The organism is Nocardia sp. NPDC058244 (assembly GCF_042882065.1).
Taxonomy (GTDB): Bacteria; Actinomycetota; Actinomycetes; order Mycobacteriales; family Mycobacteriaceae; genus Nocardia.
Genome location: NZ_JBHVWX010000008.1, coordinates 460205 through 482382, shown reverse-complemented (window position 1 = coordinate 482382; position 22178 = coordinate 460205). Strand labels below are relative to the sequence as shown.

20 protein-coding genes and 2 pseudogenes are annotated in these 22178 nt (G+C 72.1%); 7 read left to right on the top strand and 15 right to left on the bottom strand.

Annotated features, from left to right (window positions below):
• Nucleotides 1–45 precede the first annotated feature (45 nt).
• The 7 genes from ACFVW6_RS26565 to ACFVW6_RS26535 form a co-directional block, all read right to left on the bottom strand.
• Complete coding sequence (locus ACFVW6_RS26565) at nucleotides 46–1269, bottom strand: cytochrome P450 (protein ID WP_355282886.1); 1224 nt, start codon at nucleotides 1267–1269, stop codon at nucleotides 46–48.
• Entirely contained in the window at nucleotides 1266–2525 is a 1260-nt protein-coding gene (locus ACFVW6_RS26560; protein WP_357343798.1) for a cytochrome P450, read from the bottom strand. The genes ACFVW6_RS26565 and ACFVW6_RS26560 overlap by 4 nt, the downstream gene beginning before the upstream one ends.
• Nucleotides 2525–3136, bottom strand: coding sequence for an ATP/GTP-binding protein (locus ACFVW6_RS26555; RefSeq protein WP_387793003.1), 612 nt, complete (start codon nucleotides 3134–3136; stop codon nucleotides 2525–2527). Before ACFVW6_RS26555 ends, ACFVW6_RS26560 begins: the two co-directional genes overlap by 1 nt.
• The gene (locus tag ACFVW6_RS26550) at nucleotides 3117–3461 is read right to left on the bottom strand and encodes a DUF742 domain-containing protein (protein ID WP_355282891.1); all 345 of its coding nucleotides are present in this window, start codon (nucleotides 3459–3461) and stop codon (nucleotides 3117–3119) included. Before ACFVW6_RS26550 ends, ACFVW6_RS26555 begins: the two co-directional genes overlap by 20 nt.
• Nucleotides 3458–3868, bottom strand: a complete 411-nt coding sequence (locus ACFVW6_RS26545) for a roadblock/LC7 domain-containing protein (protein WP_378822790.1) — start codon at nucleotides 3866–3868, stop codon at nucleotides 3458–3460. The genes ACFVW6_RS26550 and ACFVW6_RS26545 overlap by 4 nt, the downstream gene beginning before the upstream one ends.
• Nucleotides 3865–5349 carry an ATP-binding protein gene (locus tag ACFVW6_RS26540; RefSeq protein ID WP_378822792.1) on the bottom strand — a complete coding sequence of 495 codons (1485 nt, stop codon included), beginning with the start codon at nucleotides 5347–5349 and terminating at the stop codon, nucleotides 3865–3867. Before ACFVW6_RS26540 ends, ACFVW6_RS26545 begins: the two co-directional genes overlap by 4 nt.
• Nucleotides 5350–5621: 272 nt before the next feature.
• A complete protein-coding gene (locus tag ACFVW6_RS26535; protein ID WP_378822794.1) occupies nucleotides 5622–6620 on the bottom strand; it encodes a saccharopine dehydrogenase NADP-binding domain-containing protein in 999 nt (332 codons plus the stop codon).
• Between the two features lie 116 nt (nucleotides 6621–6736).
• Between ACFVW6_RS26535 and ACFVW6_RS26530 the strand changes: the two genes are divergently transcribed.
• Nucleotides 6737–7651 carry an AraC family transcriptional regulator gene (locus ACFVW6_RS26530; protein WP_378822796.1) on the top strand — a complete coding sequence of 305 codons (915 nt, stop codon included), beginning with the start codon at nucleotides 6737–6739 and terminating at the stop codon, nucleotides 7649–7651.
• Nucleotides 7652–7655: 4 nt separating this feature from the next.
• Here the strand turns inward: ACFVW6_RS26530 and ACFVW6_RS26525 are convergent, their stop codons facing one another.
• Complete coding sequence (locus tag ACFVW6_RS26525; RefSeq protein WP_355282903.1) at nucleotides 7656–8063, bottom strand: RidA family protein; 408 nt, start codon at nucleotides 8061–8063, stop codon at nucleotides 7656–7658.
• 61 nt (nucleotides 8064–8124) lie between these two features.
• On the opposite strand from ACFVW6_RS26525, the gene ACFVW6_RS26520 reads away from it, so the two are divergent.
• Nucleotides 8125–8343, top strand: coding sequence for a hypothetical protein (locus ACFVW6_RS26520; protein WP_378822799.1), 219 nt, complete (start codon nucleotides 8125–8127; stop codon nucleotides 8341–8343).
• On the opposite strand, the gene bla is transcribed toward ACFVW6_RS26520, so the two are convergent.
• Nucleotides 8327–9190: a class A beta-lactamase gene (gene bla, locus ACFVW6_RS26515; RefSeq protein WP_378825517.1), complete on the bottom strand. Its 864-nt coding sequence runs from the start codon at nucleotides 9188–9190 to the stop codon at nucleotides 8327–8329. The two genes, ACFVW6_RS26520 and bla, sit on opposite strands and share 17 nt — an antisense overlap.
• 210 nt (nucleotides 9191–9400) lie before the next feature.
• Here bla and ACFVW6_RS26510 point away from each other — a divergent pair, with 210 nt between their 5' ends.
• The 3 genes and pseudogenes from ACFVW6_RS26510 to ACFVW6_RS26500 form a co-directional block, all read left to right on the top strand.
• Nucleotides 9401–10276 (top strand): LysR family transcriptional regulator, encoded by an 876-nt coding sequence (locus ACFVW6_RS26510; protein ID WP_355282912.1) that lies wholly within the window; start codon nucleotides 9401–9403, stop codon nucleotides 10274–10276.
• Nucleotides 10273–11160, top strand: coding sequence for a serine hydrolase (locus ACFVW6_RS26505; RefSeq protein WP_378822800.1), 888 nt, complete (start codon nucleotides 10273–10275; stop codon nucleotides 11158–11160). The genes ACFVW6_RS26510 and ACFVW6_RS26505 overlap by 4 nt, the downstream gene beginning before the upstream one ends.
• 76 nt (nucleotides 11161–11236) lie before the next feature.
• Nucleotides 11237–11578: pseudogene (locus tag ACFVW6_RS26500) on the top strand (arabinosyltransferase); the annotation flags it as partial.
• Between the two features lie 199 nt (nucleotides 11579–11777).
• Here the strand turns inward: ACFVW6_RS26500 and ACFVW6_RS26495 are convergent.
• The gene (locus tag ACFVW6_RS26495) at nucleotides 11778–11981 is read right to left on the bottom strand and encodes a hypothetical protein (RefSeq protein ID WP_378825731.1); all 204 of its coding nucleotides are present in this window, start codon (nucleotides 11979–11981) and stop codon (nucleotides 11778–11780) included.
• A gap of 260 nt (nucleotides 11982–12241) precedes the next feature.
• Here ACFVW6_RS26495 and ACFVW6_RS26490 point away from each other — a divergent pair.
• A pseudogene (locus ACFVW6_RS26490) lies at nucleotides 12242–15496 on the top strand (arabinosyltransferase domain-containing protein); the annotation flags it as partial.
• Between the two features lie 64 nt (nucleotides 15497–15560).
• Here the strand turns inward: ACFVW6_RS26490 and ACFVW6_RS26485 are convergent.
• The 3 genes from ACFVW6_RS26485 to ACFVW6_RS26475 all read right to left on the bottom strand — a co-directional run bounded on the left by ACFVW6_RS26485 (nucleotide 15561) and on the right by ACFVW6_RS26475 (nucleotide 19480).
• Nucleotides 15561–16646 carry an alpha/beta hydrolase gene (locus ACFVW6_RS26485; RefSeq protein ID WP_378825518.1) on the bottom strand — a complete coding sequence of 362 codons (1086 nt, stop codon included), beginning with the start codon at nucleotides 16644–16646 and terminating at the stop codon, nucleotides 15561–15563.
• Between the two features lie 243 nt (nucleotides 16647–16889).
• Complete coding sequence (locus tag ACFVW6_RS26480; RefSeq protein ID WP_378825520.1) at nucleotides 16890–18548, bottom strand: serine/threonine-protein kinase; 1659 nt, start codon at nucleotides 18546–18548, stop codon at nucleotides 16890–16892.
• Between the two features lie 62 nt (nucleotides 18549–18610).
• A complete protein-coding gene (locus ACFVW6_RS26475) occupies nucleotides 18611–19480 on the bottom strand; it encodes an alpha/beta hydrolase family esterase (protein ID WP_378822802.1) in 870 nt (289 codons plus the stop codon).
• 110 nt (nucleotides 19481–19590) lie between these two features.
• On the opposite strand from ACFVW6_RS26475, the gene ACFVW6_RS26470 reads away from it, so the two are divergent.
• Nucleotides 19591–20727, top strand: coding sequence for a metallophosphoesterase (locus ACFVW6_RS26470; protein ID WP_378822803.1), 1137 nt, complete (start codon nucleotides 19591–19593; stop codon nucleotides 20725–20727).
• Here the strand turns inward: ACFVW6_RS26470 and ACFVW6_RS26465 are convergent.
• Both ACFVW6_RS26465 and ACFVW6_RS26460 read right to left on the bottom strand, forming a co-directional pair.
• On the bottom strand, nucleotides 20724–21410 hold the full coding sequence (locus ACFVW6_RS26465) for an LppP/LprE family lipoprotein (RefSeq protein WP_378822805.1): 687 nt from the start codon (nucleotides 21408–21410) through the stop codon (nucleotides 20724–20726). The two genes, ACFVW6_RS26470 and ACFVW6_RS26465, sit on opposite strands and share 4 nt — an antisense overlap.
• Before the next feature lie 252 nt (nucleotides 21411–21662).
• A complete protein-coding gene (locus ACFVW6_RS26460; RefSeq protein WP_355282927.1) occupies nucleotides 21663–22133 on the bottom strand; it encodes a hypothetical protein in 471 nt (156 codons plus the stop codon).
• Nucleotides 22134–22178: the final 45 nt, after the last annotated feature.

The window sequence follows — 22178 nt, the reverse complement described above, 5'->3', positions numbered from 1 at the left end:
GTATAAGAGACAGGTGCCGGAGCACCGGGCGCGACGCGACGCCGGTCAGTTCAGGATGATCGGCAGCGCGGCCAGATCGTTCTGCGTGAGCACCGGCAGGTTGCCGAGCTCACTGTCGGGCACGGCCAGCCGCAGCTCCGGGAAGCGGGCGAAGAGCGCGGGCAGCGCGATCGCGGCCTCCAGCCGGGACAGCGCGGCGCCGGGGCAGATGTGCGGGCCGTAGCCGAAGGCGAGGTGGCGGTTCGCGGTCGGGCGGGTCACGTCGAACTCGTCGGCGGTCTCACCGTGCACCGCGGTGTCGCGGCCGATGGCGCGGTAGGACATCACCACGCCCTCGCCCTTGGCGATCACGGTGTCGCCGACGGTGATGTCCTCGGTGGCGAAGCGCATCAGCAGGTGCGAGACGGGCCCGTCCCAGCGCAGCGACTCCTCGATGACCTGCTTCCAGTCCACATCGCCCGCCAGCACCTTCGCCAGCTGCTCGGGCTCGTTGAGCAGCGCGCGCACCGTGTTGACGATCAGGCTGACGGTGGTCTCGTGCCCGGCGGCGACGAGAGCCTTGATGTTGCCGATCGCCTCCTCCTCGGTGAGCGGCTCGCCGCCCTCCTCGTCGGCGACGACGAACGCCGAGGTCAGATCGTCGCCGGGGTTCGCGATCTTCTGCCGCACCTGATCGGTGAAGTACACGTCGAGCTCGCCGATCACGCGCAGGCGCTCGTCCTGCGGGGTCATCACCGAGAAGAACTTCTTGTACCAGTCGAGCAGCTGCGCGTGGTCCTCGCGCGCGACGCCCATCAGGTCGCCGACCACCCGCATCGGCAGCGGGTAGGCGAAGACGGCCTTGAGGTCGACCGGCGTGCCGTCGGCGCCCGCCGCGGCGAGGTCGTCGAGCAGTTCGAGGGTGAGCCGCTCGATCACCGGCCGCAGTTCCTCGAGCCGGCGCGGCGCCAGCGCCTGCGCGGTCTTGAGCCGCAGCCTGCGGTGCTCGGCACCGTCGACATTGAACATCGACCGGTCGACATCCACCATGCCGATCAGCGGCCACTGGTTGGTCACCACGCCGTCGGTCCACAGCTTCCACGCGTGGATGTCCTTGACCAGGCGGGAGTCGGTGGTCAGCTGCCGGGCGACGGCGTGGTCGGTGACGGTCCAGGCGGGCACACCGAGCAGGTCGATCCGGGTGAGCGGACCTTCGGCGCGCAGTCGAGCGGTCTCTCCGTTGAGGTCACCGACCATGGGATCGATGGCGAAAGGGCACTGGGAACTCACGACGAACCTCCGACGGGTCTGACTGGTGTGAAACGAACGGGCAGTGCGGTCATGCCCCGAAGGAAAGCCGAAGGTCGCCGGGTGAGTTGCTCGGCGGGCACGGCCAGGTCGACGTCGGGGAGCCGGTCGAGCAGCACCTCGATCCCGGTCCTGGCGATGATCTCGGCGATCTGCTGCGCCGGGAAGGGGCAGCGGTATTCGCCGTAGCTGAACGCGAAGTGCGCGTTGTTGCCGGTCGGCACCGTGTCACCGTCGGTGAACGACTGGCGGATGTGCGGGTCGAGATTGGCCGCGGCCAAGCCGAGCAGCAGCATGTCGCCCGCCCGGATGGTCTGGTCGGCCAGGCGGGTGTCGCGGGCGGCCCAGCGCCCGGCCAGGATCGAGGTCGGGCCCTCTTCCCAGAGCACCTCGTTCATGGCCTGGCCGACGCTGCGCCTGCCGCCACCGAGCGCGGCCGCGAACCGGTCGTCGACGAGCATCAGCCGCATGGAGCTGCCCAGCCAGTCGGCCGTGGTGAGGTGACCCGCGGCGGTGATCGCCATCAGGTCGTTGATGTATTCCTCGTCGGTGAACGGTTGCGGGTCGGCCAGCATCAGCGACACCAGATCGCCTGCGGGCCGTGCCTTCTTGGCCGCGAGCAGCCGGGCCATGTGCTCGCCGAAGCGGGCGTGCCCGGCCTGGGCGTCGGCGCCGCCGTCGGCGAGCAGCTTCATGGTGAGGGCCAGGTCGGCGGCGTCGCTGTCGGGCAGGCCGAGGATGCGGCCCAGCGCCAGCACCGGCAGCGGTTCGGCGAACTCGGCCACCAGGTCCGCGCTGCCGCGGCCGCAGAATCCGTCGACCAGGCGATCGGCGAGTTCCTCACAGGCCCGACGCAATTCGAAGTGGTCGACGGCGTCGAGCGCGGGTTCCACCATCGCCAGATGCCTGCGGTGCTCGGCACCGGCGGTGAAGTAGATCGAGGGCATCGGCCTGCCGACCATCGGCAGCAGCGGCCAGTCCTCGGGGACCCGGCCCCACTGGTTCCACAGCGACACATCGCGCGGGAACAGCAGCGGATCGCTGGTCACCTGGTGCAGTTCGCGGTAGCCGATGACCAGCCACGCGGGGAACCCGCCGGGCAGCTCGACCGCGACCACCGGACCGTGCTCGCGCCGCATCCTGCGGTAGACCTCGTGCGGCTCGATGTGGAATTCGGGACCGCTCAGCGGCACCGCGCCGGTGATCGGGCAGGCACCGGTGCCGGTGGGTGTGCTCATCAGACGGTCTCCCCCTGCGGGACAGCGGAATACAAGTGCTCGACCAGGGCGATCAGCACCTGTTTGCTCGATTCGCGCGAGCGCGCGTCACACATCACCAGCGGCACCGCGGGATCGAGGTCCAGCGCGTCGCGCACCGCCTGCGGCTGGTGCGAGCCACCGAAGTCGTTGCAGGCCACCACGAACGGGGTGCCCTGGTGTTCGAGCCGGTCGATCGCGTACCAGGAGTCCTCGATCCGGCGCTGATCGACCAGCACGATCGCGCCGAGCGCGCCGGTGAACAGCCGGTCCCACAGGAACCAGAACCGTTGCTGGCCCGGCGCGCCGAACAGGTACAGCACGTGCTCGGCGTCGAGGGTGATCCGGCCGAAGTCGAAGGCCACCGTGGTGGTCGACTTGCCGGGAACGCCGGTGGCGTCGTCGATCCCGACGCCGATGTCGGTCATCGTCGCCTCGGTGTCGAGCGGCCTGATCTCGCTCACCGAGCGCACCAGGGTCGTCTTGCCGACGCCGAATCCGCCGATGACGACGATCTTCAGTCCGTGCTTGGCCGTGCTGTGCAGCGGTGCCAGCGACCGCTCGGGCGCGGATTCAGAGCTTGCGAAGTCCAACGAGCACCTTCTCGAGGGTGGAGGCATCCAGCGACATCGCCGCCGACAGCGGCGGCCGAACGGTGATCTTCCCCGCGTGCAGCAGGTCCCCCAGCAGGACCGTGGCGACGCCGACGGGCAGCCGCAGTTCCGCCGCGATCTCCACGACCGCGGTCGGCGCCCGGCACATGTCCAGGATCGCGACCTGCTCGGAGGTCATCCCCGCCGACGGCGCCGATTCGCTGACCACCAGGGTCACCAGGTCGAAATCCTCGGTGGCCGGGGCCCGTCCGCCGGTGAGGGTGTAGAACCGGTCCGGATCCTCGTCGCGGACCGACCTGCTCAATTCGGCACTCCGCGTCTGGGCTGGGCGGCCATATGCTCACCGAGCTGTTCGACCAGCTCGTGCATGGTGTGCCCGACCAGCCCCGCGTCGGCGTCCTCGGCGGCCACCACCGCTAAATGCGCGCCGCGTCCCGCCTCGACCACGAACAGGATGCCGCCGTAGAACTCGGTCATCGACTGGCGGACACCGCCACGCCCGTCACCGAACTCGACGGAAGCCCCGTGCGACAGGCTCTGGAACCCGGCGGCGATCGCGGCCAGCTGATCGGCGCGGTCGACATCGAGTTCCGGTGTGTGGCAGATCTTCAGGCCGTCCCCGGACAGCAGCAGCGCGTGCCGGGTGCGTGGGGTGCGGGCGAGCAGTTTCTCGAGCAGCCAGCCGAGATTCGTCGGGGCGGTGGTGGTCATCGGTCCTCCATGGGGTCGGGAGCAGTGGCGGCGCTGCCTGGGTGGTGGCCGGACCGATCCGCCGCCCGACCGGGCGCGGACCGCTGGAACGCGCCGAGCGCGGCCGGCTTGGCCGGTGCGGTGTCGGCGACCGGCGAGCCGGTCAGGCCGTCGGGATGGACTTTGGCCAGGGTGTCGCCGCGGCGCCGCTTGGGCAGCGCGGGCGAGGTGGACACCGTGGGAGTCGGCGGCTCGGCCGGAATCCGGTGGGCGGGCTGCCCGACGGTCTCGGCCCAGCCCAGTTCGTCGGTGGTCCTGGCGTGCTGGGCCCGCGGGGTGGGCGCGTCGAACTGGCCGAGGGTGGTGAGCTGGGGTTCGGTGCGCCGCGGGGTGGGCGCGGCGAGCTGGGCGGCGGGGCGGCTGCGGCGTTCGGCGCGGGCGGTGAGCTCGCGCGGCACGACCACCACCACCGCCGTGCCGCCGATCGCCGACGGCCGATACGACACGGTGAGTTCGTGTTTGCGGGCCAGGTGGCCGACGACGGCCAGACCGAGCCGGGTGCCCGAGAGCGAGGCCAGGTCGGCGCCCTTGCCCTTGTGATCGCGTCCGCTCACCGCGGCCTCGGCCCGGCGCAGCGCCGAATCGCTCATCACCAGGCCGCTGTCCTCGATCGTGATCACCACGCCCGCGGGCACTTCCGCGGCGTAGACGTGCACCTCGGTGGTGGGCGGGGAGAAGTTGCAGGCGTTGTCGAGCAGTTCGGCCAGGGTGTGCATCACGCCCTCGGCGGCGTGCCCGGCGATGCCGACGTCGGCGACGGCGCGCAGCCGCACGCGCTGGTACCCGGCGACCCGGCCCATCGCGCCGCGCAGGATCGATTCCATCGCAATCGGTTTCGCCCAGCGGCGGCCGGTGCGAGCGCCGCTGAGCACCGCGATGCTGTCGGCGAGCCGACCGGTCTGCGCGGTGCGGTGGTCGATGTGGAGCAGGTCGGTGAGCACGCGCGGGTCGGCGTGCCGGTGTTCCATCTCGCGCAGTTCGGCCAGCATCGAGGTGGTCATGGCCTGGATGCGGCCCGCGGCGCCGGCGAAGGCGGCCAGCGCGGCCGCGCCACGGCGGCCGTTCTCCTGTGCCTCCCAGGCGTAGTGGGTGGCGTGGTCCTCGGCGGTGGTGATCCGCTGGGTCGCCTCGGCGACGGCCGCGGCCAGCTGCTGTTCGGCCCGCTCGGCGGCGGCCGTGGCGGCGCGCGCCCGCGCGTGCTGACGCAGGGCGACGAACACCGCGGGGCAGGCGATCAGGGCGACGGCGAGCGACGCGGCGAGCACCGGAATCCCGATGGCGGTCGGCGTGAACACCGCGACCACGGCGGCGATCGCGGCCAGCACCACCCCGGCGCCGAGCACCACGTAACCGGCAGCTCCCGCGGTCGCCCCGCGGGCGGTGCCCTCCCCCGGCGGCACAGTCGTCGACTGTGCCATCGGCCCGACTTCCGCAGTACTCACAGGCCCCCAACCACCAATCGGCACACCGAACGCGCAGCACGACAGCCCGTTTCGATAACGCAGGCGAGCATATCGAGCCCTCGCCCCGCCTGCCACCCGAGCGAGGAGGGTTCATCACGAGTTCGTCTGCGATTCGTTACCGAATCGGGATGTCCTCGATCCGCCGACCTGCGGAGATACCGGTTCCGGGCGGTGCCGACCGTGGCGACCGTCACGCGCGGGGCGTGCCGGCCGAAACCCACTGAGACAGTTGCCCGGCCGGGCACCACCGGTCAGTCGAGGGTCCACGTCATGCCGAAGGCGGCCAGCGCGTCGAGGAATTCGGCGGGCTCGAACAGCTCGGCGGGAGCCTGCGCGCCCGGCGTGCCCGCGCCCGCGGCGATCCGGGTGGCGACCTCGACCGCGAGCTGGGCGCTGTTGCGGTAGGCGTCGGGTCCGCTGCCGATGCCGCGCAGGGTGCGTCCCTCGTGGCGGACGTCGACGACCACCGAGTACGCGGCGGGCGCCGACGGCGTCTCCGGCGCGGCCGCCAGATCGGCCTCGGTGACGGTGCCGATGATCTCGAAGATCGACGTCGCCAGCACACCCTCGACCGAGCCCGCCTGCGTGTGCCGCGGGATCGTCACCACCGACGGCTGCGGGAACTTGCGCACGGCAATGGGTTCGGTGGTGCCGGGAACCAGGAAGGTGTCGCGGCGCGGCTGGGGACCGGTGCGGAACTCGCCGTCCGACCAGGACAGCCCACCACTGGTGAAGACGTCCAGGTTCTTCAGGACCGTGTGCATACTGCCGCGCGACCCCTCCCCGCCCGGCAAGGCGACATGACTCAGCACGATCTCGTCCGCACCGCCGAGCCGCTGTGCCCCGAGGTGGGCGAGCAGATCGCCGAAGATGCCCGCCTCGGTGGTGGCGGTGGCCAGGGTGACCCCCGCCGCGGCCGCGAGCGGACCGTACTCGGTGAACACCCGCTGGACGAAGAGCTGCTCGCCCGCGACGTCGACGTAGTGGGCACCCGCCGCGATGGCGGCGCGCAGCACCCCGGTCCCGTTGCCGGTGTAGTCGGGCAGGGTGCTGATCACGACGTCGATCCCGGTGAAGGCGTCGACCAGGGCGGTGTGATCGTCGGCGGCGGCCACCCGGACCACCCCGCCGACCTCGGCGAGCCGCTCCGCGTCGCGGCCGACCACCACCGGGTCGATGCCACGCCCGCGCAGCTCGGCCACCGCGAATCGGCCGACGTGTCCGGTGGCTCCGTAGACGGCGATCTTCATGTCGTTCTCCTTGTTCATCGGGATGATGAACTCAGGTTATGTGCCACGATCGAGACAGAAAATCATCCAGAATCTTCCGCAGATATCCCGTCGTCTCGTGACGTAGGCTTTCCGACATGGATCTGCTCAGCGACGTCCTCGCCACCGCGCGGACCGGCACCCCCGCCTCCGGGATGTTCGTGCGGCACGGCACATGGGGCAGGCGGTATCCGCACATCGACGGCGCCGGCTTCCACGTCGTCCTCCAGGGGTCGTGCTGGCTGACCCGGCCCGGGGTGGAACCGCTCGCGCTCGGCGCGGGCGACGCGGTGTTCCTGCCGCGCGGCATCGCCCACGATCTGCTCGACCAGCTCGACAGTCCCATCACCGAAACCGCCGGACCGGGCGACATCCGGCTCATCGAGGGACCGGGCGCGCCCGCGACACTGCTGTGCGGGTCGTATCACCTCGCCGTCGACCGCACCCATCCCCTGCTGACCGAACTGCCCGAGGTGGTGCACGCCCCGGCCCGGCTGGGCACCCATCCGGCGCTGCGCGCCGCCGTCGAACTGCTCGCCGCCGAGCTCACCGACGCCGGACCCGGCTCCGACGCGGCGATTCCCCCACTGCTGGATCTGCTGCTGCTCTATCTGCTGCGCGCCCATCTCGCCGAGGCCGCGACGTCCTCGGGCTGGGCCGCCGCGGTCGCCGACGCCGACATCTCCCGATCCCTGCGCGCCATCCACGACGACCCGGCGCACGGCTGGACCGTCGAATCCCTCGGCGCCACCGCGGGTCTGAGCCGCGCCGCCTTCGCCCGCCGGTTCGCCGAGCTCGTCGGCGAACCGCCGCTGACCTACCTCACCCGCTGGCGGATGCTCACCGCCGCCCGGCTGCTCCGCGACACCGATCATCCGCTGGCGACGGTGGCCCGGCGCAGCGGCTACGGCTCCGAATACGCCTTCGGCAAGGCGTTCAAGCGCGCGTTCGGCACCGCCCCCGGCCGCTATCGCGCGGCCGGGATACCGGTGCTCGTCGCGGGCGCGAGCTGATCGGTCAGGCGAGGACGGCGGTGGCCTCGACCTCGACGAGCAGATCGGGCTCGCCCAGCGCGGCGACGCCGAGCAGGGTGATCGGCTTGACCGGGTCGACACCGAGTTTCGCCGCGGCGCGGGCGACACCCTCGCCCAGCAGCGGGTACTTGTCCGGGCCCCAGTCCACGACATAGATGGTCAGCTTGGCGACATCGTCGAACGAGCCGCCGATCGCGGCCAGCGCGGTGCCGATATTGAGGTAGGCCTGTTCGACCTGCGCCGCGAAATCGCCCGTGCCGACCGGGTTTCCGTCGGCATCCCGCGCCACCTGCCCAGCCAGGAAGACCAGCCGCGACCCGGTCGCGATCGAGAGCTGCCGATAGACCTCGGGCTTGGGCAGCCCGTCGGGATTCACCAGTTCCACTGCCATGTTCTCTCCCACTATCCGAGGGTCGACTGCCGATAACATAACGCCCGTCACCGACAATCCGGTGCGCGATCTGGCCGCCCTCGGCAGCGCGTACCTGGCCACCCAGAGCTGGACTTTCGGCCACGGGCCGACCGGGATGGTCGCCACCGGCCCGCTGCCACCGGCCACGCTGGACTCCGGAATCCCGGTCCTCACCGCGCTGTTCGTCGCGGCGGGCGACGATCCGCGGCGCTGCGCGGCATCGGTGGCGGCGGGCCGGCACGTCACTCCAGTTCGGTGAGCGCCTGTTTCGCCGCCGCCGCGACCAGGGCATTGGCGGGCTCGGCGTCCTGCGCCGGCTTGGTGGTGAGTACGGCGAGCACGAGCGGCGCGCGTCCCGGCGGCCACGCGACGGCGACATCGAGCGCGGACCCGTAAGCCGGGGTGCCGGTCTTGTCGCCGACGATCCAGTCCGCGGGCAACCCCGCCTTGATCCGCTTGGCGCCCGTGGTGCTGGCCTTCAGCCAGGCGGCGAGCTGGGCGCGCTCGGGCTCGGCCAGCGCGGTCCCGACGACGAGGGCCCGGTAGTCGGCCGCCAGCGCGGCGGCCGTGGTGGTGTCGCGTTCGTCGCCCGGGATCGCGGTGTTCAGCTCGGGTTCCCAGCGATCCAGGCGCGACACCGTGTCGCCGAGAGTGCGCAGGAAGGCGGTGAAACCTTCCGGGCCACCGAGCAACCGGAGCAGCAGATTGCCCGCGGTGTTGTCGGACTGGGTGATCGCGGCATCGCAGAGCGCGGCGACGGTCATGCCGGTGTCGATGTGCCGCTCGGTCTCCGGGGAGTTCACGACGATATCGGCGGCGGTGTACCGGATGACCTGGTCGAAGTAGCCGCTCGCGAGCGGGTGCGCCTGGAGCAGGGCGCCGCAGGCCAGGCCCTTGAAGGTCGAGGCCATCGGGAAACGCTCGTCGGCCCGGTACGCGACGGTGCGGCCGGTGCCGGTGTCGACCACCGACAAGCCGAGGCGCGCAACGTATTCCGTCTCCAGCGCGGCGAACGAGAGCGCCACCGACGCGGTCGACGAGGTGGCGGGGGTGGTCGCCTCGGAGGCGTTCGAGCAGGCCGGGACCGCGACGGCGGTGAGCGCCAGCGCGGCGGCGGCGAGGCGCCTGCGGAGGGTGGTGGTCACGAAGGAAGTCACCACTGCACCCCATCACCGGCGCCACCGCGCGAGCCAATACCCGACACGGCCGCCGCCGAGTCGCCATCGATATCGGCGCAGGTCGTTCCCGGCCGGATCGGGTGAACGGTCGAGCGCCCGTGGCCGATCCGGGGTGGCCGCACGCCGGGCGCTGGTTCAATGGCCGACATGGATCTGCTCCGTCACCTCCGGTTCTTCGTCGCGGTCGCGGACGAGGGCCACTTCGGGCGGGCGGCCGCCGCGCTGGAGATGACGCAGCCGCCGCTGTCACAGGGTCTGCGCCGCCTCGAACAGCACCTCGACCTCGAGCTGATCCACCGCACCAGTCAGGGCGCGATGCTCACCGCCGCGGGCAGGCAGTTGCTCCCGCGAGCCCGGCTGCTCGTCGACGACGCCGATCGGCTGCTCGCGGAATCCGAACGGATCGCCCAGCGCAGCGGCACCGTGCGGTTCGCGGCCACGACCGCGTTGCCGGACCGGCTGGTCACCGCCTGCGTCACCGCGCTGCGAGTCGCGGGCGGCACCGTCTCGACCGCGCTCGGCACGACCGCCGACCTCGCCGCCGAGGTGCGCGCCGGGATCTGCGATGTCGCGGTGATCGAGCATCCGGCCCTGGTCGACGGCCTCGACGCCGGGCCGGTCGTGAAACTGCCACGCTGGCTGGTGGTTCCGGCCGAGCACCGCACCACCACCGCCGAACGGCCGACCTTCCCGATGCTCGCCGACCTGCACTTCGCGCATCCGGCCCGCGCCGCCAATCCGCCCGCCTTCGACACCGTGCTCGACCTGCTGCGCGAGCGCGGCCTCGACACCGCGACCCTCACCGCGGCCGACGACCGGGCGGTACTGGCCGCCGTCGCCGCGGGCACGTGTTTCGGCCTCACGGCCACCCCGCCGACACCGACACCGGGCGTGGTCTGGCTGACGCTCGCGCCGCAGTCGGTCGCCCTGCGGGTCCGGATCATCCGTCGTCCCGACGCGGGCGACCACGCCGACGCCCTGGACCGCGTGCTCTACCGCGAGCGCCTGCGATGAGCGTGACCGACCGGATCCGCGCCGTGTTCGCCGACGCCGGGTGCACCGGGTGGCTGCACGCCCGGCGCTGCGACGGCTCCCCCGCCGAGCTGTCCGTGGGCGGCGGCGAGCGGGTGGTCATCGCGTCGGTGTACAAGCTGCTGCTGTTCGTGGCGTTCTGCCGCCGGGTCGACGACGGGCTGCTCGACCCGGCCGGGCGGATCACCGTCGACCCCGCCGACTGCACGCCCGGACCCACCGGCCTCGCGGCGCTGCACGATCCGGTCACCCTGAGCCGCCGCGACCTGGCCACCTCCATGATGACGGTGTCCGACAACGCCGCCGCCGACGTGCTGCTCGGCGAACTCGGCCTGGCCGCGGTCACCGATCTCCTCGACGAGCTCGGCCTCACCGAGACCCGCGTCGTCGGCGGCACCGCCGATCAGCACCGCAGCCTGGTGCGCGACACCGACACCCACACCACCGCCGAGGCCTTCGCCGCGCTCGCCGACAACGACGAGGCCTGGACCGTCTCGGCCTACGACCCCGCCTACGCCAGCGCGACCACCCCCGAGGAGATGACCCGGTTCCTGTCCCTGCTCTGGCGCGGTGACGTGTTGTCCACGGCGAGCACCGAATTCGCGCGCGCCGTGCTGAGCAGACAGATCTGGCCGCACCGGATCGCCGCCGCCTTCCCGCACCGCGGTGTGGTCGTCGCAGGCAAGACCGGCACCATCGGCGTCATCCGCAACGAGGTCGCGGTCGTGGAGTTCCCCGGCGAAACCCCGGTCGCGGTAGCGGTTTTCACCCGCGCCGCCCGCGCCGACCCGACCCTGCCCGTCGTCGACGCCGCCATCGGCGAAGCCGCCCGCCTGGCCGTCACCGAACTCCGCCGCCCGCACTGACCCACCCCGGCGCGGCCGGATATGGCTAGCATCGTCGGCTGTGGGTGGAGATTCTTCCGGTTTCGGCCGGGTGCGAATGGTCGGGATCGTGGCGGGGGTCGTCGGGGTGGCGCTGGCGGTGGCGGCGCCGCTGCTGCCGGTGCGACAGGAACACGCGAGCCTGGACTGGCCGCAGCCGCAGTCGATGCAGCTGAGCGCGCCGCTGGTGGACTACGTGCCGCTGTCGCTGGAGCTCAGCGTGCCGTGCACGGCACTGCGGGACCTGACCGGCGCGACGGTGCTGTCGACGGTGCCGCCAGAGGCGCCGCGCGCCGGCTCGAAGGGACTGGTCGCCCGGATCGAGGACCGACCGGAGACCGGGCGGACCCTGGCGGTCGTCCTCCGCGATCGCCTGCTGCTGAGCGCGTCGCTGGCGGAGATCACCGGGACGCCCGGCGGTGCGCCCGCCACCGAAACCGAATCATCCGGCAGTCGACCGCCCGGTGGCGACCCCGCAGGCAGCACCCCACCTTCCGGCACACCGGCGCCCGGTGCCACGCCACCTTCCGGCGCACCAGCGCCCGGCACTGCCGCGCCTGGCGATGGTCGGCAGCCTCCGGGAACACCACCCGCCGGTGCTACGCCCCCACCCGGCGCAACGCCGCCAGGTCCCGCCGCGCCTCCGTCGAACGCTCCGGCCGGATCGGCTCCCACCGGCCCGAACGCGCCAGCCGGATCAGCACCCCCAGTCCCAGGCGGATCCGCCGGGACGGCCCCCGCACCCGAGGCGCCGCCGTCCGGCGCACCCGCTGGATCAGCGCCAGGTCCTGGCGCACCGCCATCAGGCGCTCCGGCCGGATCCGGCCTCGCCGGTCCGGGCGCGCCTTCCGGTGCCTCTGCCGGGGCGACACCCGCGCCCGCCGCTCCGCCGTCCGGCGCGCCCGCTGGATCAGCACCAGGTCCGGGCGCACCCTCAGGCGCTCCCGCCGGAGCTGCGCCCGCCGGGCCCGGCGGGGCGAACCAGCCGACCGGATCACCCGGCGCATCACCGTCCACGAGGGAGCAGGGTGGTGGAAACCCCGGGGGCGCAACGCAGAACGGGCAGGCGGCCGGATGCGGTGCGCTGACTGTCGTCTCGACGGCGTCGGGGACGACCGCCGAGCTCACCGGGTTGACCAAGGCCGACGGGTCGCCGGTGCGGACCACCATCGATGGCGATGTGCGCCCGCAGTTGGTCGGCGTCTACACCGAGCTGGATCGGGGGCGGGCGGGGGACGCGCGCCTGCATGCCGAGATCGATGCGCGGTTCTCGTCGAGTCCGAGCGGGTGGAAGCTCGCGGCGATCCTCGGGGCGGTGCTGTGCACGCTCATCGCGCTGATCTGCCTGCATCGCGGTGACATTCGCGACGGGCGGCGGACGCGGCGCGTGCTGCCCGCGCGCTGGTGGCGCTGCACCGGTCTGGACGCGACGGTCGCGGGCACGCTGGTGGTCTGGCATGTGATCGGCGCGAACAGCTCCGACGACGGCTACATCCTGACCATGGCGCGCGCCTCCAGGGAGGCCGGGTACACCGCCAACTACTACCGGTGGTTCCAGGTCGCCGAGGCACCGTTCGGCTGGCCCTACGAGGTGCTCGCGCAGCTGACCCGGATCAGCGAAGCCGGGCTGTGGATGCGCCTGCCCGCGCTGCTGGCCGGACTGGTGTGCTGGCTGGTGCTCAGCCGGGAAGTGCTGCCGCGCCTGGGTTCCCGTGTCGCCGCGAGCACCGCGGCCCGCTGGACCGCGGCCCTGGTGTTCCTGTCGCTGTGGCTGCCCTACAACAACGGCTTGCGCCCGGAACCGCTGATCGCGGTCGGCGCGCTGCTCACCTGGTGCTCGATGGAGCGAGCCATCGCCACCCGCAGGCTGCTCCCCGCCGCCGTCGCGGTGGCGATCGCGGCCTTCTCCCTCGCCGCGGGCCCGACCGGCCTCATCTGCCTGGCCGCCCTGCTGGCCGGTTCGCGGCCGGTGCTCCGCACGGTCATCGCGCGCACCACCACGGATTCGGGCCCCGCGCTGCTGCGCTACGCCGCCGTGCTGGCGCCGATCGCCGCCGCGGGCATCCTCGTGCTCGTCGTGGTCTTCGCCGACCAGACCCTCGCGACCGTGCTGGAAGCCACCCGCGTCCGCCAGCTCGTCGGCCCCGACATGTCCTGGTTCGAGGAGCGCACCCGCTGGGATTCCCTGCTGTCGGTGAACCCCGACGGCTCCCTGGCCCGGCGCTTCGGCGTGCTGGCCATGCTGCTGTCCCTGGCCGTCGGCATCCTGGTGACCCTGCGCCGCAGCGGTCGCCTCCCGTCGACCGCCCGCGGCCCGGTCACCCGCGTTCTCGCGATGACCTTCCTCGCGCTGCCGCTGATGATGTTCACCCCCACCAAGTGGACCCACCACTTCGGCGTCTACGCCGGTCTCGCGGGTGCGCTGGCCGCGGTCACCGCTGTCGCGTTGAGCCGCAGCGTCATTCGGGCGCCCTACCTCCGCACCCTGTTCGCGGCGGCGGTCCTGTTCCTGCTCGCCATCTGTTTCACCGGCTCCAACGGCTACTGGTACGTCTCCGGCTACGGCGTCCCGTGGCCTGACCGCGCCCCGACCCTCGCCGGCATCGAGGTCTCCACCCTCTTCCTCGCCGCCACCGGCCTGACCCTGCTGCTCGCCCTCTGGCAGTACTACCGCGCAGCCCCCGAAACCACCTCGCCCAGGACAACATCCAACGTTGGCAGCCCGCAGCGCAAAGCCACCGAAACCGCGGCCATCGAGTCCACGGACGAGGCGGCGACCCCAACTGCGACCGCGACCACGAAGCAGCCTGAGCCCGATACCGGTGCAGTGGGCACGAAACGGCCCGGAACCGACAGCGGGGCCGCCGACACACAGCCGCCAGGAACCGATGCCGAGGCCGCAGACACGCCCAGGGGCTCCGGACGGTTCCGGTTGCCGGTGGTCGCGCCCCTCACGGTCGCCGCGGCGGCGATGGTGCTGTTCGACGTGGGATCGCTGGCGACCGCTGCCGTCGCGCAGTACCCCGCCTATTCGGTCGCGCTGTCGAACCTGCGGACGATGACCGGGAACTCCTGCGCGATGGCCGATGCCGTCCTGGTCGAAACCAACACGGCCGACTCACTGCTGACTCCCTACACCGGCACCGTCGCCGACGGCCTGTCCGCCGAGAACACCGGCTTCACCCCGAACGGCCTCGGCAGCCTCGCCCCCGACCCGGGCCCCGGCCAATCCTCGGCACCCCCATCGGGCTCCGGCCCCGCTCCCGGCGGCCCTGGTGGCGCAGGTCCGGGCGGCGGCCCAGGCCCCAGCGATAGCGCAGGCCCCAGCGGCGGTGCAGGTCCGGGCGGCGGCTCGGGTCCCAGCAGCGGCGCAGGCCCCGGTGGTAGCGCCGGTCCGGGCGGCGGCGCAGGCCCCAGCGGTGGCGCAGGTCCCGGCGGCACGACCCCCGGCGGTCCCGGCGGACCCACTTCCGGCGGACCCGGCTCCACCCCCGGCGTGAACGGCAGCACCGCCGCCCTCCCCTTCGGTCTCGTCCCCGAACGCACCCCGGTCCTGGGCAGCTACTCCACCGGCGCACCGCAGCGCACCCAGCTGACCACCCAGTGGTATCGCCTGGATCTCGCTGCCGCTCAGCAGGATTCGGCGTACCGGGTGCTGATCCTCACCGTGGCGGGCCGGATCGAATCCGTGGCTCCCGACGGGAGTCCGCTGCCCGGGCAGCGACTGCGGGTCGAGTTCGCCCACGCGGCGAACGGAACCTTCACCCCCACCGGTGAACTCACCCCGCCCACGGTCGGTGGCGCACCCGGATGGCGGAACCTGCCGATCGACCTGGACGAGATCCCCGCCGGAACCACGGCGGTCCGGCTCGTCGCCGCGGCGGGCGAACCGGATCCGATGCAGTGGCTGGCGGTCACGCCCCCGCGCCTGCCGAAACTCTCGTCGCTGAACACCGTGGTCGGCACCACGGATCCGGTGCTCGGGGATTTCCATGTGGGACTGGCCTTCCCGTGCCAGCGACCGTTCGACCACCGGGCCGGGGTCGCGGAGCTGCCGATCTGGCGGATCCAGCCGGACAAGCTCAACGCGCAGGTCTCCGAGACCTGGCAGGGCGATACCGGCGGCGGCCCGCTGGGCTGGACCGGTCTGCTCATGCGGTCGCGCACCATCCCCGCCTACCTCGCCGAGGACTGGACCAGGGACTGGGGCGAACTCCAGCGCCTCACCCGACTGGTCGCCGCACCACCGGCGGAGATCACCGTCCGCGTCGGCGACACCTGGGGCTGGACGAACGAAAGCCCCATCAGGACAGGCTGACCCGGCACAAATGAAACCGCCGTTGCCTCCATGGAGGCAACGGCGGTTTCGCGCAGGGAAGAGACTACTTCGGCGGCTCGCCCGCGGGCGCCTGACCACCGGCGGGCGGCTGACCGCCCGGCGCACCGGCCGGCGGTTCCCCACCGGCGGGCGGCGCGCCCGCGGGCAGCGGCTTGCCGATATTGCGCGCCATATCCGGCATCAACCGGATGGCGACCTGCTCCCAGGTGCCCCAGTTGTGGATGCCGATATCGGGGAAGTCGTAGCTGACGTTCGTGTAACCCAGTGCGGTGATCCGCTTTTCGAACGAGCGGGTGTTGGCCAGCGCGATCGCCTCGAGCGGCATGCCCTGGGTGATCGCGTCGATCGAGGACAGGTCCTGATCGGCGGGCTTGGCACTGCCCGCCGAGATGTAGAGGCGGGTGTTGTTGGCGATCAGCTTCTCGGCGAACCCGTAGGGGTCCATCCGCTTCCACTTCGCACTGCCCGCGGGCGCCATCGCCTCGATGTTGTAGCCGCCGCTGGCGATCATCGCCCCGGCCAGCGCCTCGCGCATGCCCGGCATCGACATGTGCAGATAGCCCGACAGCGATCCGGCGTAGACGAACTGCTCGGGGTGGTAGGCCGCCATCAGCAGGGCCGCGCTGCCACCGCTGGACAGCCCGACCACGCCGTTGCGGCTGTCGCTGAAGCCCAGCCGGGACTTCAGCGCGTCCGGCAGGGTCTCGGTGATGAAGGTTTCCCACTGGTAGGTGTTGGTCTTGCCCTGGGTGTCCTCCCAGCCGCCGATGGCCGATCCGGAGTCGGCGCTGGGCAGCAGGGAACCGTCGGGGTTGACGCCGTTGAAGCTGCTCGGCTGGTCCCAGTCGGCGTAGAAGCTGGACTGGCCGCCGACCGGCATCACGACATTGATGTTGAACTTGGCGATCTGGGCGGGGATGGCGGTGTGCTTCTCCCAGCCGTTCAGGTCGTCCTCGGCGCGTTCACCGTCGAGCAGGTAGACCACCCGGTCGGTGTTGCCGTCGGCCGCCCGCACGATGCGGGTGTTGATGGTGCCCATCGAGGACTCGACCGGGAAATCGATCGCCGACGGGTCGGCGTCGGCCGCCGCCGGCCCGACCGCGGCCACCGACGCGCCGAACGGCAGCATGGCGGCCACCGCGGCACCCGCCAGAAGTCTGCTCGTGCGGTGTCGGCGCCCCTGCGCCCCTCCCACAGTTACGCCACGCATGATCGTGTTCGGACCTTTCCGTTGTGCGGCCACGCCGCTCCCCACTCCACCCGGCCGCGGCGCGACAGCCTGCGGACGGATCCTGCCGGGCAGCATAGCGCGCCCCCGATCCGAGGGGCACATCGAAAACCGATGTGACGCAGTTCTCTTCGGCTCGCGCGCTCACCCGGTGGCGTCGACGCGGGAGATACAGAATCCGTCGGTGCCGTGGTCGAGCGTCAGATACACCTGCTTCGAGGCGCCATCGGCGCTGGTCACCGGCGCGCTGACGGTGACGACCGAGCCGGTCGAACCACGCACGGTGAGCGCCTTGTCGTCGAAGCGCCGCGCCCCCGACAGCGCGGTGCCCGGCTGAGCGCCGGTGCACAGCAGCGGATAGTCGGGCTCGATGTCGGCCGGGTTCACCGGATAGCCGACCACCCGGCTCAGGTAGCGCTCGGCGGTGTAGCGGGCCTGTTCGTCGGTGAGCCGGGTCGCCGCCCGGTCGCTGACGATCGGGCAGCCGTAGCCGGAGCGCAGCTCGCTGGGCCGCAGGCTCACCTTCAGCACGTCGTTCTGCCAGTACGGACCGAACTGGCCGAGGATGCCGGGGCGGCGCACCGCGTCGGTGATCTGGTCCACGTCGCCGTACATGCGCGGGATCTCGACGGGTGATTGGGTCCAGCACTTGCGGATCAGCGCGTCGGTATCGCCTGCCCGCACGTCGTCGAGCCAGGGGCGCAGCACCGTCGCCGCGGTCGGGCTGTCGGGGACCGCGCCGATCTGTGCCGCCTGCGTCGGGCCCGGCGCGTTCGAATCACCCGACGAGACACGGTCTTTGGCGGTGAGCACGGCGATCGCGGTCAGCCCGGCGACGGCGGCGGCCGCTCCGACGCCGACCAGGATCGCCCGCGCCCGCGACCGCGGCTTGCCCGGCGGCGCGGGCAGTTCGGCCGACCGCGACACCAGCGTCTCCGCCGACAGCGGGGTGTCGGGCATCGTCCCGGCCAGCGCCGCCACCGCCGCGTCGGCGAGCTCGCCGCAGGAGGCGAACCGGTCGCGCGGATTCTTCGCCATGGCGCGCGCGATCACCGCGTCCATGGCGGGCGGCAGCGCCGGGTTGCCCGCCGACGGGCGCGGCGGCGCCTCGATCAGGTGCGCGCTGATCATCGCGGCCGGACTGTCGCGCTGGAACGGGACGAAGCCGGTGAGCAGCTCGTAGAGGGTGCCGCCGAGCGCGTACACATCGGTGCGGACGTCGAGCGGATCACCTTCGAGCTGTTCGGGCGCCGCGTAGGCGAGGGTGCCCAGCACCGAGCCCGCCGAGGTGAGGCTGGTCGTCTCGCCCATGCTGCGGGCGATCCCGAAATCGGTGACCAGCACTTCGTCGGCGCCGTCGTCGGTGCGGGCGATCAGCAGGTTGGCCGGTTTGATGTCGCGGTGCAGCAGTCCCTGCCGGTGCGCGTAGTCCAGGCCCTTGGCCGCCTCGACGACGATCCGCACCGCGCGCGCGGGCGTGAGGATCGCCAGGCCGTGGCGCAGCAGCTGGGCCGCGTCGAGGCCGTCGACGAACTGCATCGCGATCCACAACCGGTCACCGTCGACGCCGCGATCGAAGATCTGCACCACGTTCGGATGCCGCAGGCGCGCGGCCAGATCGGCTTCCCGCTCGAAGCGGGCCCGGAAGGTCGGTTCCACCGCGAGCCGCGCGTCGAGCACCTTCAACGCGTCGTGGCGCGGCAGCCGGGGATGTCGCGCCAGATAGACCGCGCCCATGCCCCCACCGCCGAGCCTGCGTTCGATGCGATACCCCGCGAGGCTCGCCCCCGGCCCGAACTCCATCACCCGGTCAGGCTATCGGCTGGGCCCCGGCGCCGCCGCCGGTCGGATCACGCTGCGCCGGTTCATCGGTGGTGCGCGGCGAAGAAGTCCCAGATCACCCTGGTCGCGTCGAGCGCTGCGTGCTCGTCGGCCCCGGGCCACCGGTGCCCGGCTCCCGCCACGGTGACGAGGTCGACCGCGCGTCCGTCGCGGCAGGTGGCGCGCAGCGTCGTCACCCGATCGCTCGACATGGACACCGGTGCCGCGCACTCGTCGACCGTCCGCCAGAACCCGTTCAGCTCCGGCACCGACGGCCCGTCGATCCGCGCGACGCCGCTGCCCGGCGCACCGTCGTAGCGGATGTTCTCGTCGTCGGTGCCGTGCACATGGATCACCGAGACCGGGTCGGGCTGCGCGCAGTCGCCGAGCTGGGTGCCCGCGACCGCGCCGACGGCGGCGGCGAGCGTGGTGCGGCACGCCATCGCGTACGCCATCATGGCGCCGTTGCTCATCCCGGTGAAGTAGATCCGCGCGCGGTCGATCGTCAGGGCGCGGGCGATCTCGTCGACCATCGCGGTCAGGAAGCCCACGTCGTCGACGCCGGTGCGGCCGGGGTTCCCACAGCAGCCGCCACCGGCGTTCCAGGCCCGGCCGACACCATCGGGATAGGCGACGACGAAGCCGGCGGCCTCGGCCACCGCGTCCCAGCCGACGCCGCGCTGCGCCAGCTCGCCGGTACCGAGTCCGCCGTGCAGCATCACCACCAGCGGTGCGGGCTGGGACAGTGTGGCGGGCCGGTAGACGCGATAGCTGCGGGTACCGCCGTCGTGCCCGAGTTCGTGCAGCGAGGTGCCCGCGGTCGTCGCGACCCCCGGATCGTCGCGGAGCAGCACGATGCCCGCGACGAGCAGTACCACCGTGACAGCCGCTGCGGCGAGCGTGGCGATCCGCATGGCACCAGTGAACCGGTCGACGCGCCGCCGGGCAACGGGGCGGCGCTAGTGTGGATGATCTATTCGTGGCCGCGACCGCACCCGGCGGCCCTGCGCAGGACGGGACCGGAGTGAGATTCGCTGTACGCCTGATGTTGATGCTGCTGATTCCGGCCGTGCTGTTCGCGCTGCCCTGGTGGACGCTGGTCGCGGCGCCCACCGGCGGCACCGGCCCGCTGTTCTGGGCCGGGACCGCGGTGTGCATCCTCGGATACCTGTGTCTGCCCGCCGCGATGTTCCTCGGCCACGGACCGGCCCAGTCCGATCCGGCGGTGATCGTCGGCGACACCCTGCTCGGGGTGCTGTGGGTGGTGTTCTCGTGGTCGGTGCTTGGCGTCTTCGTGCGGGGCGGGCTGGCCGTCGCCGGGGTGGAGGGCCCGCTCGCCGCGCGGATCGTGGCGCTCGGGGTGCTGGCGGTCTCGGTCGCGCTGGTCGCCTGGGGTGTCTACGAGGCGCGCCGGGTGCCGCGGGTCCGCACCGTCGACGTCGCCATCCGCGGCCTGGCCGACGGCCTGGACGGACTGCGCGTCGTGGTCGTCACCGACACCCACTACGCGGCGCTCGACCGGCAGCGCTGGTCCGAGCGGGTGGTCGACGTGGTCAATGCCCAGCGCCCCGATATCGCCTGCCACGCCGGTGATCTCGCGGACGGTTCGGTGGTGAAGCGGCGCGCCCAGGTCGACCCGCTGGCCCGCGTCGAGGCCCCGCTCGGCCGCTTCTACATCACCGGCAACCACGAGTACTTCGGTGACGCGCAGGGCTGGATCGACCACATGGCCTCGCTCGGCTGGCAGCCGCTGCACAACGCCCACCGGACCGTCGAGCGCGACGGTGCTCGCCTGGTCGTCGCCGGGATCGACGATCCCACCGGCGCCGGTCTGCCCGGCCACGGTCCCGACCTGCCCGCCGCGCTGGCAGGCGCCGACCCCGCGCTGCCGGTGGTGCTGCTGGCCCATCAGCCCAAGCAGATCACCGACAGCGCCGCGGCGGGCGTGGCGCTGCAGATCTCCGGGCACACCCACGGCGGACAGATCTGGCCGTTCCACTACCTGGTCCGGCTGGATCAGCCGGTGGTCGCCGGCCTGAGCAGGCACGCGAACAACACCCAGCTCTACACCAGTCGCGGCACCGGTTTCTGGGGTCCGCAGCTGCGGGTGTTCGCGCCCAGCGAGATCACCGTGCTGGTGCTGCACCCCGAACCGGCTTAGCGGTGGGGCTGGGTCACCTCCGTCGGCAGCGGCCCACTCATGACGACATTCGAGCCGTTCCAGGTGTAGTGGATCGCCACCGGACCGCCCTGCGGCGCGGCGAAGGGCTCGTCGCCCGCGAGCCACTTGTACTCGACCGTCACGGTGGTGTCGGTGTAGCCGACCACCGAGGTGAACGCGTATGCCTCGGACGTGGCTGTGCCCAGCCACTTCCCGTCGTGGAAGAACAGCACGTGGATCGGCGCTCCCGCGGAGTTGCCGCCGACCGCGCGTACCCACAGCAGCTGGGCGCACTGGCCCGGTAGGTCCGCCGACGCCTGCTGGGCGACCCAGGTGCCGTCGAGCCGCGCCAGCGCGTTCCGCACGCCGGTCGACTGGGGATCGATGCAGCGGCCCGGTCCGCTGATGTCGTCGGCCGGTTGCGGTTTCGTGGTGCCGGGGGCCGCGGTGACGGGAGGCGCTTCGGTCACCACCGGTGCCTGGGTCCCGCCGGACGACCCGTTCCCACCCGGCGCCTCGGTCGCCCGCGGCTGCTCGCCCGGCGTCTGCGGCGCGCTCGCGGCGACCGTGGTCGTCGCCCGGCTCGTCGACGGCGCAGCGGCCGAACCGTTCTCCGCGGTACAACCTGCCACCGCCGCCGCGGCGATGGCGATCAGCGCGCTCATCCGAACTGCGTTCTTCATGGTTCTCGACTCCTCGTCCGCCGCGCCGGTCGCGCGTTCTGCTGACTCCATCGGGACCCTGAACAGCCCTGTTAGGCGAAAAACTGCGATCATCACCCTAGGGTGCGAAATCATCACCCTTGCTAAGGAAATCCCGGACCGAAGCCGAAATGCCATGCGGCGGACAGTGACCGAGCCAGGGCGCCGCCACGCACGACTCCGGCCGGGGGCGCAGCGCACCCCCGGCCGGAGTCGGGTCGATCAGATGCCGGTTCAGACGATGTCGGTGGTCCCCGAACAGGTCACGACCGGCACCGGCACGGGTCCGGTGTTGACGACCGACAGGTCGATGCGCACCGGCCCGGTCCCGGTCGGCACGTCGGTGAAGTACACCGTGCCGCCGGTGCCGAAGAACGACGAGATGTTCGTGTGCCCGGTCAGCGAGCCCGACGCCCCGGTGGCCAGATTGGTCCAGGTCAGCGTGGGATGGGTCTGGTAGCCCCAGATGCTGGCACCGGAATGCACGGTGAACGACGGCAGCCCCGACTGGTCGTACAGGTAGGAGACGATCACCTGGTTGCTGTAGGGCACATCGACGATATTGGGACTCAGCCCGAGGCAGTTGATGCCGACCAGGCTGCTCGGCAGCGCGTTCGCCGCCCCGGCGCCCGCGACCATCGTCCCCGCCACCACCGCGACGCCCGCCGCGAGACCGGCGATCGTGGACCTCACTCGCATAGTCATACAGATCCTTCCACTCGTGTCGTATCACCCCCGTATCCGACCGGG

Bases quoted from the DNA above. Each gene is read 5' to 3' on its own strand.
- ACFVW6_RS26560 (WP_357343798.1), bottom strand. From the start codon at position 2,525: ATGAGCACACCCACCGGCACCGGTGCCTGCCCGATCACCGGCGCGGTG.
- ACFVW6_RS26545 (WP_378822790.1), bottom strand. From the start codon at position 3,868: ATGACCACCACCGCCCCGACGAATCTCGGCTGGCTGCTCGAGAAACTG.
- ACFVW6_RS26535 (WP_378822794.1), bottom strand. From the start codon at position 6,620: ATGAAGATCGCCGTCTACGGAGCCACCGGACACGTCGGCCGATTCGCG.
- ACFVW6_RS26530 (WP_378822796.1), top strand. From the start codon at position 6,737: ATGGATCTGCTCAGCGACGTCCTCGCCACCGCGCGGACCGGCACCCCC.
- ACFVW6_RS26525 (WP_355282903.1), bottom strand. From the start codon at position 8,063: ATGGCAGTGGAACTGGTGAATCCCGACGGGCTGCCCAAGCCCGAGGTC.
- ACFVW6_RS26510 (WP_355282912.1), top strand. From the start codon at position 9,401: ATGGCCGACATGGATCTGCTCCGTCACCTCCGGTTCTTCGTCGCGGTC.
- ACFVW6_RS26505 (WP_378822800.1), top strand. From the start codon at position 10,273: ATGAGCGTGACCGACCGGATCCGCGCCGTGTTCGCCGACGCCGGGTGC.
- ACFVW6_RS26495 (WP_378825731.1), bottom strand. From the start codon at position 11,981: ATGGCGGTGCGCCAGGACCTGGCGCTGATCCAGCGGGTGCGCCGGACG.
- ACFVW6_RS26485 (WP_378825518.1), bottom strand. From the start codon at position 16,646: ATGCTGCCGTTCGGCGCGTCGGTGGCCGCGGTCGGGCCGGCGGCGGCC.
- ACFVW6_RS26480 (WP_378825520.1), bottom strand. From the start codon at position 18,548: ATGGAGTTCGGGCCGGGGGCGAGCCTCGCGGGGTATCGCATCGAACGC.
- ACFVW6_RS26475 (WP_378822802.1), bottom strand. From the start codon at position 19,480: ATGCGGATCGCCACGCTCGCCGCAGCGGCTGTCACGGTGGTACTGCTC.
- ACFVW6_RS26465 (WP_378822805.1), bottom strand. From the start codon at position 21,410: ATGAAGAACGCAGTTCGGATGAGCGCGCTGATCGCCATCGCCGCGGCG.
- ACFVW6_RS26460 (WP_355282927.1), bottom strand. From the start codon at position 22,133: ATGACTATGCGAGTGAGGTCCACGATCGCCGGTCTCGCGGCGGGCGTC.